The 16,093-nt window shown below is 71.5% G+C and carries 14 protein-coding genes; 6 read left to right on the forward strand and 8 right to left on the reverse strand.

Annotation, left to right across the window (positions count from 1 at the left end):
- Window positions 1–119: 119 nt before the first annotated feature.
- Together ACIA6A_RS20695 and ACIA6A_RS20700 are read left to right on the forward strand one after the other, a co-directional pair.
- Window positions 120–2,009: an amino acid transporter gene (locus tag ACIA6A_RS20695; protein ID WP_396099554.1), complete on the forward strand. Its 1,890-nt coding sequence runs from the start codon at window positions 120–122 to the stop codon at window positions 2,007–2,009.
- A 54-nt stretch (window positions 2,010–2,063) separates the two neighbouring features.
- Entirely contained in the window at window positions 2,064–3,293 is a 1,230-nt protein-coding gene (locus ACIA6A_RS20700; RefSeq protein ID WP_396099345.1) for a saccharopine dehydrogenase family protein, read from the forward strand.
- Window positions 3,294–3,373: 80 nt separating this feature from the next.
- Here ACIA6A_RS20700 and ACIA6A_RS20705 read toward each other — a convergent pair whose 3' ends face one another.
- Together ACIA6A_RS20705 and ACIA6A_RS20710 are read right to left on the reverse strand one after the other, a co-directional pair.
- Window positions 3,374–3,598, reverse strand: a complete 225-nt coding sequence (locus ACIA6A_RS20705; protein ID WP_396099346.1) for a hypothetical protein — start codon at window positions 3,596–3,598, stop codon at window positions 3,374–3,376.
- 229 nt (window positions 3,599–3,827) lie between these two features.
- Window positions 3,828–4,073, reverse strand: a complete 246-nt coding sequence (locus tag ACIA6A_RS20710; protein WP_396099347.1) for a hypothetical protein — start codon at window positions 4,071–4,073, stop codon at window positions 3,828–3,830.
- 346 nt (window positions 4,074–4,419) lie between these two features.
- Here ACIA6A_RS20710 and ACIA6A_RS20715 point away from each other — a divergent pair, with 346 nt between their 5' ends.
- Window positions 4,420–5,385, forward strand: coding sequence for a carboxypeptidase-like regulatory domain-containing protein (locus ACIA6A_RS20715; RefSeq protein ID WP_396099349.1), 966 nt, complete (start codon window positions 4,420–4,422; stop codon window positions 5,383–5,385).
- A 78-nt stretch (window positions 5,386–5,463) separates the two neighbouring features.
- A complete protein-coding gene (locus ACIA6A_RS20720; RefSeq protein ID WP_396099350.1) occupies window positions 5,464–6,534 on the forward strand; it encodes a hypothetical protein in 1,071 nt (356 codons plus the stop codon).
- Between the two features lie 10 nt (window positions 6,535–6,544).
- Here the strand turns inward: ACIA6A_RS20720 and ACIA6A_RS20725 are convergent, their stop codons facing one another.
- A complete protein-coding gene (locus ACIA6A_RS20725) occupies window positions 6,545–9,550 on the reverse strand; it encodes a BTAD domain-containing putative transcriptional regulator (RefSeq protein ID WP_396099351.1) in 3,006 nt (1,001 codons plus the stop codon).
- Between the two features lie 61 nt (window positions 9,551–9,611).
- On the opposite strand from ACIA6A_RS20725, the gene ACIA6A_RS20730 reads away from it, so the two are divergent.
- Window positions 9,612–10,487 carry an alpha/beta fold hydrolase gene (locus ACIA6A_RS20730; protein WP_396099353.1) on the forward strand — a complete coding sequence of 292 codons (876 nt, stop codon included), beginning with the start codon at window positions 9,612–9,614 and terminating at the stop codon, window positions 10,485–10,487.
- Between the two features lie 244 nt (window positions 10,488–10,731).
- On the opposite strand, the gene ACIA6A_RS20735 is transcribed toward ACIA6A_RS20730, so the two are convergent.
- Both ACIA6A_RS20735 and ACIA6A_RS20740 read right to left on the reverse strand, forming a co-directional pair.
- A complete protein-coding gene (locus tag ACIA6A_RS20735) occupies window positions 10,732–11,376 on the reverse strand; it encodes a TetR/AcrR family transcriptional regulator (RefSeq protein ID WP_396099354.1) in 645 nt (214 codons plus the stop codon).
- Window positions 11,377–11,421: 45 nt separating this feature from the next.
- Entirely contained in the window at window positions 11,422–13,011 is a 1,590-nt protein-coding gene (locus tag ACIA6A_RS20740; protein WP_396099355.1) for an MFS transporter, read from the reverse strand.
- 135 nt (window positions 13,012–13,146) lie between these two features.
- Between ACIA6A_RS20740 and ACIA6A_RS20745 the strand changes: the two genes are divergently transcribed.
- Complete coding sequence (locus tag ACIA6A_RS20745) at window positions 13,147–13,566, forward strand: GNAT family N-acetyltransferase (protein ID WP_396099356.1); 420 nt, start codon at window positions 13,147–13,149, stop codon at window positions 13,564–13,566.
- 4 nt (window positions 13,567–13,570) lie between these two features.
- Here ACIA6A_RS20745 and ACIA6A_RS20750 read toward each other — a convergent pair whose 3' ends face one another.
- The 3 genes from ACIA6A_RS20750 to ACIA6A_RS20760 all read right to left on the reverse strand — a co-directional run bounded on the left by ACIA6A_RS20750 (window position 13,571) and on the right by ACIA6A_RS20760 (window position 15,932).
- Window positions 13,571–14,401, reverse strand: a complete 831-nt coding sequence (locus tag ACIA6A_RS20750; RefSeq protein WP_396099357.1) for a class II fructose-bisphosphate aldolase — start codon at window positions 14,399–14,401, stop codon at window positions 13,571–13,573.
- A 131-nt stretch (window positions 14,402–14,532) separates the two neighbouring features.
- On the reverse strand, window positions 14,533–15,597 hold the full coding sequence (locus tag ACIA6A_RS20755; protein ID WP_396099358.1) for a 1-phosphofructokinase family hexose kinase: 1,065 nt from the start codon (window positions 15,595–15,597) through the stop codon (window positions 14,533–14,535).
- Between the two features lie 2 nt (window positions 15,598–15,599).
- Window positions 15,600–15,932, reverse strand: coding sequence for a hypothetical protein (locus tag ACIA6A_RS20760; protein ID WP_396099360.1), 333 nt, complete (start codon window positions 15,930–15,932; stop codon window positions 15,600–15,602).
- Between the last annotated feature and the right edge of the window lie 161 nt (window positions 15,933–16,093).

The raw sequence follows: 16,093 nt of genomic DNA on the forward strand, positions 1-16,093 counted from the left end.
GGGCGGGGGTGGGAAGCCGTGGATACGGGGCTTTGACGGGGGTGCGGAAATCTAGACGTGTTCTTAACGCCCGGGGACGGGCGGTGCCGTCCGGCCGGTGCCACCATTCCCGGGTGGTGATGACCGATTGGCTCCTGAAGGGCCTCAACGAGCAGGCCGGGCAGCATCAGGGCCCGCACGCCGAGGGCGGGGAACGCCCGCATTCCTGGTGGAAGGTCATGTGCCTGACCGGCGTGGACTACTTCTCCACGCTGGGTTACCAGCCGGGCATCGCCGCGCTCGCCGCCGGCGTGCTGTCCCCGATCGCCACGCTGGTGCTGGTGCTGGTGACGTTGCTGGGCGCACTGCCGGTGTACCGCCGGGTCGCCGCCGACAGCCCGCACGGCGAGGGTTCGATCGCGATGCTGGTCAAGCTGCTCTCCTTCTGGAAGGGCAAGCTGTTCGTCCTGGTCCTGCTGGGTTTCGCCGCCACCGACTTCATCATCACGATCACCCTGTCCGCGGCCGACGCGACCGCTCACATCGACGAGAACCCGTTCTGGCCGTCGTCGCTGCGCGGCCACGAGGTGCTGGTCACGCTCGTGCTGGTGGCGCTGCTCGGGGCGGTGTTCCTGAAGGGCTTCACCGAGGCCATCGGCATCGCGGTCGGACTGGTCGGGGTGTACCTCGCGCTGAACGTGGTGGTCGTCGGCCAGGGCCTGTTCCAGGTCGTCACCCACCCGAGCGCGGTCGCGGACTGGGGCACGGCCCTGACCACCCAGCACGGCGACCCGCTGATGATGATCGCGATCGCCCTGCTGGTGTTCCCGAAACTCGCGCTGGGGCTGTCCGGTTTCGAGACCGGCGTCGCGGTCATGCCGCACGTCACCGGTGACCTGCCGGGCCGGATCCGGGGTACCAAGAACCTGCTCACCACCGCCGCGGTGATCATGAGCGTCTTCCTGATCACGAGCAGCGTCGTCACCACGGTGCTCATCCCGCAGGAGCAGTTCGAGCCGGGCGGGGAGGCGAACGGCCGGGCCCTCGCGTTCCTGGCCCACGAGAACCTCGGCACCGCCTTCGGCACCGTGTACGACCTGTCGACGATCGCCATCCTGTGGTTCGCCGGCGCGTCGGCGATGGCCGGGCTGCTCAACCTCGTGCCGCGCTACCTCCCCCGCTTCGGCATGGCACCGTCCTGGGCCCGGGCGGTCCGGCCGATGGTCCTGGTCTTCACCCTCACCGCGTTCCTGATCACGATCATCTTCAAGGCGGACGTCGACGCCCAGGGCGGCGCGTACGCGACGGGCGTGCTGGTCCTGATCACCTCCGCGGCGACCGCGGTCACGCTCTCCGCCCACCACCGGGGACAGCGCGGGCGCACCTGGGCTTTCGGTGCCATCGCGCTCGTGTTCGCGTACACGACGGTCGCCAACGTGGTGGAGCGCCCCGACGGCGTGAAGATCGCGGCCTGCTTCATCGCCGGTATCCTGCTGATCTCGCTGCTGTCGCGGCTGTACCGCGCGTTCGAGCTGCGCGTCACCCGCATCGGGACCGACGAGACCACCGAGGACTTCCTCCGTGAGTTCGGCCGCCGCCGCATCCGTCTCATCGCCAACGAGCCGGACCGCCGCGACGCCCACGAGTACAGCGACAAGATCGCCCAGATCATCGCGGACAACGATCTCGTCGACGACCGTGACATCCTCTTCGTCGAGGTCACCGTCACCGACGCGTCCGACTTCGAGACCGAGCTGAACGTGCGCGGCGAGCTGCTGCACCACCGGTACCGGGTGCTGACCATGGAGAGTTCCTCGGTGCCGAGCGCCCTGGCCGCGGTCCTGCTGCACATCCGCGACCGGACCGGCCGCCGCCCGCACATCTACTTCGAGTGGACCGAGGGCAACCCGGCGGCCAACTTCATCCGATACCTCATCTTCGGGCAGGGCGAGGTGGCACCGGTGACCCGCGAGATGATCCGCCAGGCCGAACCCGACCGGAACCGCCGCCCGCACATCCACGTCGGCTGACACCCGGCGCCCGGCCGGGGTTGTGGAAGTTGTGTTCCGGGGCACAATCAGGCGATGAGGGACCATGACATCGTCGTCTACGGCGCCACCGGTTTCGCCGGTGCACTCGTCGCCGGGCACCTGGCCACCCACGCCCCGGCCGGCACCCGGATCGCACTCGCCGGCCGCTCCGCCGACCGCCTCGCCGCGGTCGCGGCGAAACTCGGCGTGGACTGGCCGCTGCTCGTCGCCGACGCCGACGACACCCCCGCGCTGACCGCTCTCGCCGCGTCGGCCCGGGTGATGGTCACCACCGTCGGCCCGTACGCGAAATACGGCCGGGCCCTGGTCCACGCCTGCGCCGGGGCAGGCACCGATTACGTGGATCTCACCGGCGAAGTGCTGTTCGTGCGCCAGAGCATCGACGAGAACCATGATCTCGCCGCCACCACGGGCGCCCGGATCGTGCACTCCTGCGGCTTCGACTCCGTGCCCTCCGACCTCGGCATCCACGTCCTGCACGCCGCGGTCGCGGCGGCCGGTGCCGGTGAACTCACCGACACCACCCTGGTCGTGACCAGTATGAGCGGCGGTGTCAGCGGCGGCACCATCGACACGATGCGCCACCAGCTCGACACCGTCCGGGCCGACCGGACCCTGCGCCGCGTCGCCGCCAGCGCCTATTCCCTCACCCCGGACCGCGCCGCCGAGCCCGACCTGGGCCGCCAGTCCGACATGGTCACCGTGCCCGCCAGTCAAGTGCACCCCACCCTGCGCGGCACCCTCGCGCCGTTCTTCATGGCCTCCTACAACACCCGGGTCGTGCGCCGCTCCAACGCGCTGCGCGATTACGCCTACGGTCGGACGTTCCGGTACCGCGAGACGATGAGCACGGGCACCGGACCGCTGTCCCCCGTCATCGCGGCCGCCACCAAGTACGGGTTCGGCGCCCTCGTCGCCGGACTCGCCCTCAAACCCACCCGTGTCGTCCTCGACCGCCTCCTCCCCCGGCCCGGCGCCGGACCGTCCGAGGAGGTGCGGCGCAAAGGCCACTTCACGGTGGACATCTTCACCACCACCACGACCGGTGCCCGCTTCGCGGCGCGGTTCCGGGCCAAGGGAGACCCCGGATACGCCGCGACGGCCGTCATGCTCGGTGAATCCGCGCTCGCCCTCGCTCTGGACCACGATGCCCTGCCCCCTTCCCCCGGTGGGGTCCTGACCCCGGCCACGGGCATCGGCGATGCCCTGGTCACCCGCCTGCGAGCGGCCGGCGTCGAGATCACCGCCGCCGCCCGCCCCTGATTCCTGGAAGCAGGATGGCCCCTGCCCCAGGGGCCGAATCAAGCCGGCGAGCAAAAAAGACCGAGGGCCGCCGGCCGCGTTCAGGCGGCCGGCGGCGGTGACTGCTCCGGTGCTCGTGGGTCCGTGCTTCCCGCGGGCAGGCCGTGGCGGCTCCATCTGCGCGGGTCGAACGCGCGGTAGACGGCCGGAGTTTCCTTGAGCGCCTCGAGGCCGTGCCATTTCACCAGGATCGCGTTGAAGGTCAGCCACATGCCGAATGCCACGAGCGGGATCGAGAAGACGAATGCGATCAGCCAGTCACCCATGAAACGCGCACCTCGCTCACCCGCCTGGCCCGAGCGGCAAGCGGGAAAGAGGGTCGCGACGGACGAGGTCGTGCGGCCACGGTGGCCCGGCAGCCGGCTCGGCGGCATGTGCCTGTGTCCTGGCTGCCCGGTGGTCGCTGCGTGGTCGACTCCTGAGGGTCAGGAGCCTCATGAAACCCTCTGGTGCGGGACCAGAAGAAACATGATCATTCAGCGGTACGGCAAGCGGTCAGGACAATATCGGGAGTGTAGATGCCGCGCGGCTCGTCCTCAATGCACCGTGGTCAGCCAGGTGCAGTTGCCAATGATGCGGGACACCGTCGAGCTCGACCACGGTGACCTGGGGCTCAAGGCGCTCGGGCATTCGCACGCCGCCGAGGAATGCCGCCTGTTCGACGCGGGTCATCGGCGCGGTGGCCCGGCCGACGTCGAACGCGGCGGCCACCGAACCGGCCCATCGCCATTCCGGGGTCATGACCCTCTTTTTTGCTCCGACCGATCGCGGGACTCGGCGTTCGCCACCCGGGTCTTCTCACGGGTGGTGGCGGCACCGGTCCGGCGTGCTCCGGCCGGCCGCCCGTACCAGGCGGTGCCTTTCATCAGATCCTTGCTCACCATGACTCCTGTTGATGGTCCGCTCGTGCGTCAACATCATTCCCCGGCCGAGCATCCGGAAACACGGAACTGAACGCGCGGCGACCGCCACATGAAGTCTGTTGTGGACACTCCCGGATTCGTGCCACCACGCGTCGCCGTTCCGGCTGGGGCCGCGGGCGCCGAAATAGCGTTCCCGGCATACCTGAACAAGCGAAGGGAATCCCATGCAGCACAAACGCTTTCTCCGCCGCGGCATCCTGGCCGCCGTCCTGGCCGGGACCGCCGCCGTGACCACCACGGCCGGACCGGCGCTCGCCGGCGATCCGGCCGGCAGCCTCTCCGGCCTCGTCCGGGACACCCGGGGCTCGGCCGTCGCCGACGCCACCGTCTCGGTCCATCTCGACCCGTCCGGCGGACCGGTCCAGGAAGTCCGGTCCGACGCGCACGGCCGGTTCCGGGTGTCAGGTCTGAAGCCCGGCGGTTACCGGATCCAGATCGACATGCGGGGCTGGCGGGAATGGGCGCCCGGCCGGATCACCGACGCCGAGCAGGCCACGATCTACCGGGTGACGGCGAAGCGCACCACCGTCGCCACCAGCGTCGTCACGGCGCCGGGCTTCATCACCGGCACGTTCCTGCGCGCGGATGGCACACCGGCCGCGAACACCGAGGTCGCCGCGACGAACGTCGACAGCGCCGCCGAGCATCCCGGCCGGACGGCGGCCGACGGCACGTACCGGATCCGGGTCCAGCCGGACCGGAAATTTATCATCAGCTATGCGGTGGGCCGGTTCGCCGAGTACGTTCCGCACACGTTCACGTCGTCCGGTGCCACGGAGTTCTTCGTACGGTCCGGACAGAGCATCCGGGTCGACGACCGGGCCATCGCTCTCGCCGGGATCTCCGGACGGCTGACCGATGCCACGGGAGCGCCGGTCGCGGGGGCCGGCGTCCGCGTCAGTGAGATCGACACCGCCCGCGAGTCGGAGACCACCACCCTGGCCGACGGCAGCTACGACCTCAGCGACCAGCTCGTACCGGGCCGGTACAAGGTCCAGTTCACCGTCTCGGACCGCAGCCAGTACGCCCACCAGGCCCCCGACTACGACTCGGCCACCGTCATCACCGTGACCTCGGGCAGCACCACCGTGGTCGACGACCAGCTCCTCTGGAACCCCGCCGAGCGGTAACGCACCGCCCGGTCACCGGCGAGGAGCCGCCTTGGACAAGGCGGCTCCTCGCCGGGCTTTTGTTGGCATTCTGGGGTGATGCTGGCTGAGGTCCTGCTCGACACCGGAATGGGAGTGCACTACGGCTTCCTCACCCTGTGCAGCGCACAGACGGACGCGACTGACGACGACAGGGACGCCTGGCGCGGCCAGCGGAACGGTCTCGTCGGCGCCGCGACACCGGAAATGCTGCGGATCAGAACCGAAACCCACACCGGCCGGATCCACGTACGGATAGAGCTGCACGACACGGACCCGGAAGTGGCCGGCGAATGGCAGGAAGTCGTCGACGTCCATTACGCCAGTTGGGTCGACGACCTGACTCTCAGCGCGTTCGACGAATGGGACGGGCCTGTCTGCCTGCCACCCGGCAGCTACCACGTCCGTTACAGCGCCCGGACCGTCCCCGTCGACGAGTCCGAGGAGGCACCGGTCGCCGAGGAGTGCCTCCTGCAGTTCTGGCCGGCCACCGGCACCGACGTCATCGTCCGGCAGACCACCGCACCGGCGGCGTACCGGCACCGCACCGGCGTCGAGGCGACCTGGACCGCGGCTGAACTCTCGGCCCGGGTCGAGGAACTCCGCGACAACGAGGAAACCTTCGAGGAACCGCCGTCCGAGGAGCGCCAGCCCGGCTGGCAGTACGGCCACTTGGTGCGGAGCCTGGGACCGGCGGGAAGGTCCGTCGGTGGTGCCGATGCCGTCCTGGCCGCCCACCTGACCACCGCCGCGCCCTCGGACCTCCGCGCGATCGCCGCCTGGGCGATCGAACAGGCACTGACGGTCACCGGGACCCGCGACCTGCCGGGAATCGACGGGGCGCTGGCCGCCGTACGCCGTGGTGATGCCCTTCCCCCAGCTTTCGCCGACCGGAGCGTCCTTCCCCCGCTGCACCTCGCGGGCGAGCGGCCCGAGCAGATCGAGGCCTTCAAGCAGGCGCACCTGCGGCACCAGGCCGTCGAACAGCTCTATCAAGCAGCCGAACCGGCCTCCGTGGAGACCACCTGCGCGGTCCTGCAAGCAACGAGCGTCCTCACCGGCGGGGGCCTCGAGTGGCTCACCACCGCCGTCCGCCGTGTGTTCCCGCACCTGATCCCGGTCGGGCGGTAGCGACAGAGGCCTATGTGGTGAGTTCCTCGAGCAGGTCGCTGACCGGGCCGAAGGACAGCACGCCGCCGGCCGCGCCCGCCAGCTCTCCCCCGGCCGGCAGCAGTTCGTCGTACAGCGCGGCCATCATCTCGCGGTCGCCGAGCGCCACCGCGGCCCGGCCGGCGAGCCACAGGCGGGCCTCCCACATCAGGTCGTGCGGGGATTCGGGCAGGGCTCGCAGGGCGGCCGCCGCCTCGTCACGGTGGCCGGCGGCGAGCAGGATCCCCGGCCGGGCCCACGGTTCGTACGGGCCCAGCTCGCCGTCGGTGTGGCCCAGCTCGCCGTCGGGGTGACCCAGCTCGCCGTCGGGGTGGCCCAGGGACAACAGTGCCAGGCTCAGCAACCCGTCCGCCACCCCGGGCATCCCACCTTCCGTGAGCCGTTCGCAGGCCGACCGGTAGGCCTGCTCGGAAGGCTCCCGCAACGCCGCGTACAGCGCCGTGAACACCGCGACCATCGGCAGGTCGTACTCCGCGGCGATTCGGTCCGCCGCCGCGGCGTGCTCGTCCGCCCGGGTGACGTCGCCCACCGCGCACGCCGACTGCAGGCTGATGAGGTGGCCGAGGACCCCGAAAACCACCAGGCCGTGGCGGGACGCGAGGTCGATGAGTTCGGCGCCGATCCGGGCCCGCTCCCGGGACCGGCCGGGCCGTTCGAAGGTGTGCATGAAGCGGGCGTTGAGGGCCGCCGCCAGCAGGGCCGGGTCACCGCCGCCCCGGGCCAGGGACTCGGCTTCGAGCGCTGCGGCCCGTCCCCGCGTACCCGTGTCTCCTCGCATCTCCAGGGCCAACGTGCTCAGCAGGCGGCTGCGCAGGGCCGGCGGCGCGCCCGGCAGGGCCGTCTCGACGGCCGTGACGATGCGGCGGGAGAGTTCCTCGTCGTCGTTGCGGGGCCAGATCGCGGGGACGTCGAACGCGGTGAGGACGTGGGTGAGCAGCTCACGGTCGCCGAGCGCGACCGCGGTGCCGATGGCCTCGGCCCGCAACGCCCGGGTCTCGGCGAGGCGGCCGATGACGGCCAGCGAGCGGCCCAGGCCCATGACCGCGGTGAGACGGTCCCGGAACTCGTCGGTGGCCAGGGCCTGGCGCCAGAGACGGGCGGCCTCGTGCGGGTTGTGGCGCTGTTCGGCCCGGGTGGCGGCGACGGCGGCATACCGGGCGGCCTCCGGGTGGCCGGCCTGAGCGTGATGATGGGCCAGCGCGGCGGCGTCGTCCGGCCGCACCTTCTCCAGCGCCGCGGCGGCGCCGGCATGCCACCGGGTCCGGCGCAACGCGGACAGATCGTCGTAGAGCGTGTCACGGACCAGGACGTGCGTGAACCGCAGCGGCCCCTCGGTCAGGAAACCGGCCCGCAGCGCGGCCTCCAGGTCGTCGAGCACGTCCTCGCCGGCCAGCACGGCCAGGACCTCCGCGTCGACGTCACGGCCGAGGACGGACGCCCGCCGCAACACCCCCCGCGACGCTTGCGGCAGGAGGGTCAGACGGTGCCGGATCACATCCCGTACGCCGTCAGGTATGTCACCGAGCGCCGCCCCGGAGACGTACAACCGGGCCAGTTCCCGGGCGAAGAACGGATTCCCGCCGCTGCGCCGGTGGACGGCGCGCGCCACGCCGGCGCCGGGGTCCCGCCCCGCCACGGTACCGATCAGGTCACCGACCTCGTCCGCACTGAGCCCGTCGAGGCGTACCCGCAGCGGTTCGGCCCGCGCGAACCGGGCCAGCGCCCCGCCCAGCCCGTCGCCGACCTCGGCCGGGCGGTACGTGCCGACGACCAGTGCGGCACCGGCACCGGGATCGGTGAGCAGCGCGGTGAGCAGGTCGAGGCTGTCACCGTCGGCCCGGTGCAGGTCGTCGGCGACGACGAGGACGGGCTCCGGGCCCGTGGTCAGCTGCTGTCCCCGGCTCCACGGCCAGTCCACGGGCGCGCCCTCGTGCTCCGGGCTGCGGCCCCACACGGTCGCCCAGCCGAGCCGGTGCGAGAGCGCCTCGGCCAGCGCGCTCTTACCCGCGCCGGCCTCCCCGGCGATGAGCGCGAGCACCGGACGCCCGCGCACCATCGCCTCCCGCGCGGCATCGGCCAGCGCCGCCAGTTCGGGTCCGCGCCCCACGAACGGCCGGTCCGGCGGCCGGGCGACCATCGGCGGGGCGGCGAGCGGCCGGGCGACCATCGGCGGGGCGACCATCGGCGGGGCGGCGAGCGGCCGTTCGACCGGCGGGCCGGACAGGTGCGGGGCCTGGGCCAGGACGTCGGCCTCGAGCTGCTTCAACCTCGGGCCCGGGTCGACGCCCAGCTCCTCGGCCAGCACCGACCGGGCCCGGCGCAGCGCGGCGAGCGCCTCACCCTGTCGTCCACCGCGGTACAACGCGGTGACCAGCAGATGCCACGCGTCCTCCCGCAGCGGCTGGGCCGCCACCTGCGCCTGCAACCCTGGCACGGCCTCCTCGGCCCGGCCCAGCTCCAGCAAGGCCGACGCCCGGCGTTCCACGGCCAGCATGCGCAGCTCGTCGAGGCGGTCGATGGCGGACCGGGCCCACGCCTGCCCCGCGTACTCGGCGAAGGCCGGACCCTGCCAGAGCTCGAGCGCCTCCCCCAGCACCGCCTGCACCCCGGCCGCGGGAAGGCCCGCCGCCGAGGCGACCAGGTCCTCGAACCGCCAGGCGTCCACCGCGTCCGCCGCGACGTGCAACGCGTAGCCGGGCGGCACCGTGACCAGCAGCGACGGCGTTTGCCGGGCGGGCCGATCGGGTTCCAGGGCGCGGCGCAGACCGGCGACGAACGTCCGGATGGCCGCGACGGCACCGTCCGGCGGCACGTCCCACAGGTCCTCGACGAGCCGGTCGACCGGGACGACCCGGCCACGGGCGATCAGCAGACGGGCCAGCACGGCGCGGGGGCGGGCACCCTTGAGGTCGACGGATCCGCGGGAGGTGGCGGCGGCAATCGCACCCAGCACCCGGAACGTCGTCACGACCACCATCCTAGGCAGCGCTCATCGGATACTCATCCACCGCTCATCGCCGTGGCGCAGGCTTGCCCCCATGACCACGATCACCGGATTCGAGCAGCTCAGCGTCCCCGTCGCCGACGGGGTCACCCTCCGGGCCGCGGTGGGCGGCACCGGCAGCCCGGTCGTCCTGCTGCACGGCTTCCCGCAGACCCACCTGATGTGGCGCCACGTCGCCGCCGAGCTCGCCACCGACCACACCGTCATCTGCCCCGACCTGCGAGGATACGGCGACAGCGACAAACCTGAGGACACCGACGGTACGGCCTACGCGAAGCGAACCATGGCCGCCGACATCGTGAGTCTCGCCCGCGAACTGGGCCACGAGCGTTTCGCCCTGGCCGGACACGACCGGGGTGCCCTGGTGGCGTTCCGCGCCGGCCTCGACCACCCGGACGCGATCACCCACCTGGCCCTGCTCGACACCGTGCCGACGCTCGACATGTGGGGCGTCCTGCACGGCGTGGACGCGGCCGTGGCGTTCCACCTGTACCTGATGGCCCAGCCGCCCGGTCTGCCGGAGACGATGATCGCCGCCGCCCCGGACGCTTTCTTCGCCTCCTTCCTGGACGGTTGGACCCGCGACCCGGCCGCGATCCCGGCACCGGTGCGGGCCGAGTACCTGCGGGCGTCGCGCGAGGCGGTCCCGTCGATCGTCGCCGACTACCGGGCGTCCGCGACGATCGACATCGACCAGGACCGCGCGTCCCGCGCGGCGGGCACGACCCTGCCGATGCCGGTGACAGTGCTGGCCCAGGACTGGGGCGCGGTCCTCGGCTACGACGCGTCGGCAGTGTGGCGGGCCTGGGCGCCGGACCTGGTGCACGAGACGGTGACCTGCGGCCACTTCATGGCCGAGGAGGCACCAGCCGACATCAGCAAGGCACTCCGGTCGCTCCTGGCCCGATAACACCGCGACCCGAACGCCGGCCCTGCCTGCCCGAACGCCAGCCCTGCCTGCCCGAGCGGTCGGGTGCCGTTCCCGCGGCGGTCGGGTGCCGTTCCCGCGGCGGTCGGGTGCCGTTCCCGCGGCGGTCGGGTGCCGTTCCCGCGGCGGTCGGGCGCCGTTCCCGCGGCGGTCGGGCGCCGTTCCCGCGGCGGCCGGGCGCCGTTCCCGCGGCGGCCGGGCCTCGCTTCCGCGGCGGCCGGGCCTGCTATTCGGCGGGTAGGGCCGGTGGCTCGGGTCGGGCGGCGGCGCCGAGCAGGATCGCGTCGATCAGCGCCTCCGCGTAGCCCTCCTCGGGGACGCCCTGGACGTGCCCGAACAGGTTGAGCGACAGGTTCGGCGCCGTGAGCAGCAGGACGGTCATGTTGATGTCCAGGTCGGCGCGCAGCTCGCCGGTCTCGATGCCCCGCCGCAGCACACCGCGCATGACCTCGCGGCGGGGCTCGACGACGGCCTGGAACACGAACCGCAGCGGCGGGTTGCGCACCATCTCCGGGAACAGGCAGGCCATCGCCCGGCTGTAGTGCTCGACGTTCTTGGAGCGGGCATGGGAGATGAGCATGACGAGGTCCTCGCGGACCGACGTGCCCTCGGGGACCGGGATCGGGCCCTTCATCCGCGAGACGGCGTCGACGAGCAACGCTTCCTTGTTGGGCCAGCGCCGGTAGATCGTCGCCTTGCCCACGCCCGCCTTGGCCGCGACCGCCTCGATCGAGACCGCGTCCGCGCTCTGCCCGGAGCCGAGCAGCGCGATCACCGCCTCGATGATCGCGTCGTCAGCCCGGGCGTCCCGGGGCCGGCCGGGCGCCTTACGGCACTGGCCGGCTCCGGTGTCCGCGCTGGCCGTCGTCATGTGCTCCATTGTTACCGAGCTTTCATCCGATGGCCATGAGGGGTGTCACGCCTCGATCAACTGCTCCTCGGCCAGAGCTTCGGCGACCGTGGGGGCGGGTGCCGACGCGGGCCGCTTGCCCGGCAGCCAGATCACCGCGACCAGCGCTCCGAGCAGCGCGAACGCCGTCGTGCCGAGCGCCGAGTAGTGCATCGCGGTGATGAAGGCGTCGTTGGCACCGGACATCAGTGCCTCCCCGGCGGCCCCACCCTGCTGGGCCGCCACCCCGTACGCACCGGAAATGGACTCCTGGGCCGCCTCCCGCGCGGCGTCCGGCAGGGCCTGCGTGGCGGCGGCCACGTCGTCACGGTAGACGGAGGAGAGGATGGCTCCGAGCACGGCGACGCCGAGCGCGCCGCCGACCTGCCGCACGGTGTTGCTGACCGCGGAGCCGACGCCGGCCTTCTCGCGGGGCAGCGCGGCCATGATGGCCTCGGTGGCCGGGGGCATGACATTCGCCATGCCGGTGCCCATGAGAAAGAACGCCGCGCCGACAACCCAGATCGGGGTGGTGGCACCGATCCACACCCAGGCCACCAGGCCGACCGCGACCAGGAGCAGACCGACGGTGCTGACCGCCTTGGGGCCGTACCGCTTGACCATGGCGGCGCTGCGCGGGGCGAACACGAGCTGCCCGACCGCGAACGGCACGAACAGCGCGCCGGAGGCGAGCGGCCCGTAGCCACGGACCAGCTGCAGGTAGAACGCGCTGAAGAACATCGCGCCCATGCTGGCGAAGAACACCAGACCGACCATGCCGGTCGACGCGGAGAACTGGCGGTTCTTGAAGAGCCGCACGTCCAGCGACGGGAACGCGATCCGCCGCTCGTAGAGCACGAACGCGGTCAGCACGATCACCGCACCGAGCAGGCTGCCCCACGCCTGCGGGCGCCCGAAGCCGTCCTCGCCGCCGGTGATGACGCCGTAGGTGAGCAGCGACAGGCCCAGGATGGACAGCAGCACGCCGACGACGTCGATACGGCCGGGGCGGGGATCGCGTGACTCGGGAACGAGCACGATCAGCAGCACGATGCCGGCGATGACGACGGGCACGTTGATCAGGAAGACCGAACCCCACCAGAAGTTCTCGAGCAGCAGACCGCCGATGACCGGTCCGATGGCGACGGCCAGGCCGACGGCACCGGCCCAGATGCCGATCGCCCGGCCGCGCTCGTGCGGCTCGAAGACGTTGGCGATGATGGAGAGCGTGGCGGGCATGACGGCCGCGGCGCCGAGACCCATCAGGGCGCGGGCTCCGATCAGCTGGCCGGGGGTCTGCGCGTACGCCGAGATGAGTGATGCCAGACCGAAGACCGCGAGCCCGGCGATCAGGGTGATCCGCCGCCCGAACCGGTCGGCCAGGATGCCGGCGGTGAACAGCAGGCCGGCGAAGACGAGGGTGTAAGAGTTGATGGCCCACTCGAGCTGGCCCTGGTCGGCGCCGAGCCCGTGCTTCGGGTCGGCGATCGTGCGCAGCGCGACGTTGAGGACTGTGTTGTCCAGAACGACGACGAGCAGGCTGATGACGAGGACCCCGAGGATGGCCCAGCGCCGGGGGTGCCCGGTTGGCTGATCTTGCTTCTGGTGATCTTCCACGTGCTGCTCTCCCGAGCTCGACCTAGATTCGATACGGATGTGTTCCGTAACTCGGGGAACGCTACTCAGCGTTGATGCGATACGGAACCGTCTCGTAAACAAAGTGGTGGAGGCCACAGCGGATAAGGTGGGCCGATGATCCTGGGGGAAGGCACGGTCGACCGCGACGAGGCGGTTGATCTGTACGGGTCGGTGGGCTGGTCGGCGTACCTCAAGGACCCGGATCAGCTCGTCCGCGGCCTGGCCGGCTCCCACACCCTGCTGACTGTCCGCGAGGACGACGGCACGCTCATCGCGCTCGCCCGGACCGTCTCCGACGGCGAGACCGTGTGCTACGTCCAGGACCTTCTCGTACGCCCCGAGGCGCACCGCCGCGGCATCGGCCGGATGCTGCTGGAGGAGCTCAAAAGACGATACGCCCACTGCCGGTTCTTCGTGCTCTCCACCGACCGCGCCGACACCGAGGGCGGCGCGACGTCACATCCGTTCTACCGCTCGGCGGGCCTGATCCCGCACGAGGAACAGCAGATGGCGGCGTTCGCCCTCCCGATCTGACCGGCTACCGCAGGAGCAGCAGGCAGGCCGCGACGGTCTCGGCGATCGCGTCACGCGCGGGGGCGAGGTATCGTCGCGGGTCCGTGAGGGTCGCGTCGCGGTCCAGGGTCTCGCGCACCGCCGCGGTGAACGCCTTGTTCAACGCGGTGCCGATGTTGATCTTCACCATCCCACCCCGGACGGCGGCCACCAGCTCGTCGTCCGGAACACCCGACGACCCGTGCAGGACAAGGGGAACGGGAACGGCCGCGGCCAGCCGGGAGATCAGGTCGTGGTCCAGCTTCGCCGTCCGCGTCGCCATCGCGTGCGACGACCCGACGGCCACCGCGAGCGCATCCACCCCGGTGGCGGCAACATAGGAAGCGGCCTCCCCCGGATCGGTACGCACCCCGGGCGCATGCGCACCGTCCTTGCCGCCGATCTCCCCGAGCTCACTCTCCACCCACAACCCCCGACCATGCCCGCGACTCACGGCCGCAGCGGTGGCGGCGACATTCTGCTCGTACGGGCGCAGCGACGCGTCGTACATCACCGAGCCGAAGCCGCATGCGGCAGCCTGGTCGAAGAGTTCGTCGCTGACGACATGATCGAGGTGCAGCCCGACGGCGACCGTGGAAAGCTCGGCGATGCTCCGCGCAGCGGCGGCGATCGGAGCGAGCCGGCCATGATGGAACCGCACGGCATTCTCACTGATCTGCAGCACCGCCGGCCGGCCGGCGGCCTCGGCCCCGGTGACGACGGCCTCAGCATGCTCGACAGTGATGACATTGAAAGCGCCGACCCCACCCCCGGCAGCCCGGGCCGCGGAGACGATCTCACCGGTAGGAGTGAGCACAGCAACTTCCTTTCGAAAAGCAGAACGGTGACGGTGACGGTCAGACCGGACCGGCGACGGGACGGGGCGATCAGGCCAGACCGGTGACGGCGACGGCGACGGCGACGGCGACGGCGACGGCGACGGGGCGATTAGATCGGGCCGGTGACCACGACGGCCGGCAACAGCCGCCGATACGTATCGAGATCGACGGCACCGGCGACCGGTGAGGCCACGGCGGCAGCCGACAGCGCGACGGCATCAGCGACCAGCTCGGCCCAGGGCGTCCGATCCCGCAGCCCTCTCGCCAGAGCGGCCACGCACGCATCGCCGGCACCGGTCGGATTCCCGTCCAGCCGCTCGGAGGGAACGGCCTCCCAGGTGCCACCGGCGGTCACCGCGAGCAGCCCGAGCGGCCCCCGCGAGACGACAACAGCCCCAACCCCCGACACCAGCACGTCAGCAGCGACCCAGTCACCCGCGGTCCGGCCTCCTACCGCCTCACCCTTTGCGGCCCGGACTTCTGAAGCCGCCCTTACCTCCCGCTCGATGGCGTCGGGACCGCCTTGCGAAACGGCCACGCTGTGCGGCGATTTCGTCTCGCGCGCACCAAGCACGCCGGGGCTCGTCGCCCGGTGCGCGGCAAGGAGTTCGGCAAGTTCATGTGCGTTCGGTTTGGCCAGGTCGGGGCTCGCTGCCAGCCCCAGGCGCAGGGCGTCGCCACTGGTGTCCAGCACCGTCGCCGCTCCCGCCGCGGACGCCAGCCGGATCAGGGTGGCGTACCCGTCGACCGGAACGCCGGGCGGAAGGGAACCGCTGAACGCGACGACGTCCGTTTCGCCGACCAGTTGACCGAAACGCTCAAGGAACGTTGTCCATTCGCGCTCGCTGACCGTCGGCCCGGGCTCCCAGAAACCCGTGGCGTCGACCCCATCGGCGACCGCGACCGTGCGCCGGGTCTCGCCGGCGATGGACACGAACGAGTTCGGCACGCCGTGCACCGCGAGCAACGCGCTCACCCGGCCGCCGGTGGTGCCGCCCAGCAGACCGGTCGCGAGGACCGGTTCCCCGAGCGAGTGCAGCACAGCCGCCACGTTGAGCCCTTTGCCCCCGGGCCGCTCGGCCACCGAGGAAACCCGGTGGGTGCCATGAGGAACAAGGGCATCGACCGTGTACGTCAGGTCGAGTGCCGGATTCAGGGTCACCGTAATGATCATGGTCAGCAGGCCTCGTACTCATAGGTCGCACTGCCCACAGCGATGACGCCCAGATCCCGCCGGACCACCGCGACGGTAGCGCCGACCGCCGCGCACGCCGTGCGATGAACGCTGCCGGTGTGCTCGATTGCGCTGTTCCCGACATCCCCCGTAGCAACACTGCTCCCAGAAACGCTGGTCCCGGAAACGCTGGTCCCGGAAACGCTGGTCCCAGCCGCGTATGTGGCATCGGCGGCCGCGGATGTGGCGTGCGGATCGTTTCCGGGGGTAAATCCGCCCGCCGCGACGGCAGTGCCGGCGGCCGCGAGAGCGATGCGCGCGGCACGGGTGATCACAGCGGGTCTCCTGACGCTCGCGAATCTGCCCCGCCTCGGACCCCGCAGCTTCCCGGAAGGCCGAGCTTCCCGGAAGGCCGAGCTTCCCGGAAGGCCGAGCTTCCCGGAAGGCCGAGCTTCCCGGAAGGCCGAGCTTCCCGGAAGGCCGAGCTTCCCGGACG

The sequence above is a fragment of the Actinoplanes sp. NPDC051494 genome, assembly GCF_044454705.1.
Classification (GTDB): Bacteria; Actinomycetota; Actinomycetes; order Mycobacteriales; family Micromonosporaceae; genus Actinoplanes.

Coding starts and splice junctions, on each gene's coding strand:
- ACIA6A_RS20725 (WP_396099351.1), bottom strand. CDS start 9,550: ATGGTGGTCGTGACGACGTTCCGGGTGCTGGGTGCGATTGCCGCCGCC.
- ACIA6A_RS20735 (WP_396099354.1), bottom strand. CDS start 11,376: ATGACGACGGCCAGCGCGGACACCGGAGCCGGCCAGTGCCGTAAGGCG.
- ACIA6A_RS20730 (WP_396099353.1), top strand. CDS start 9,612: ATGACCACGATCACCGGATTCGAGCAGCTCAGCGTCCCCGTCGCCGAC.
- ACIA6A_RS20755 (WP_396099358.1), bottom strand. CDS start 15,597: ATGATCATTACGGTGACCCTGAATCCGGCACTCGACCTGACGTACACG.
- ACIA6A_RS20705 (WP_396099346.1), bottom strand. CDS start 3,598: ATGGGTGACTGGCTGATCGCATTCGTCTTCTCGATCCCGCTCGTGGCA.
- ACIA6A_RS20745 (WP_396099356.1), top strand. CDS start 13,147: ATGATCCTGGGGGAAGGCACGGTCGACCGCGACGAGGCGGTTGATCTG.
- ACIA6A_RS20715 (WP_396099349.1), top strand. CDS start 4,420: ATGCAGCACAAACGCTTTCTCCGCCGCGGCATCCTGGCCGCCGTCCTG.
- ACIA6A_RS20710 (WP_396099347.1), bottom strand. CDS start 4,073: ATGACCCCGGAATGGCGATGGGCCGGTTCGGTGGCCGCCGCGTTCGAC.
- ACIA6A_RS20695 (WP_396099554.1), top strand. CDS start 120: ATGACCGATTGGCTCCTGAAGGGCCTCAACGAGCAGGCCGGGCAGCAT.
- ACIA6A_RS20700 (WP_396099345.1), top strand. CDS start 2,064: ATGAGGGACCATGACATCGTCGTCTACGGCGCCACCGGTTTCGCCGGT.
- ACIA6A_RS20720 (WP_396099350.1), top strand. CDS start 5,464: ATGCTGGCTGAGGTCCTGCTCGACACCGGAATGGGAGTGCACTACGGC.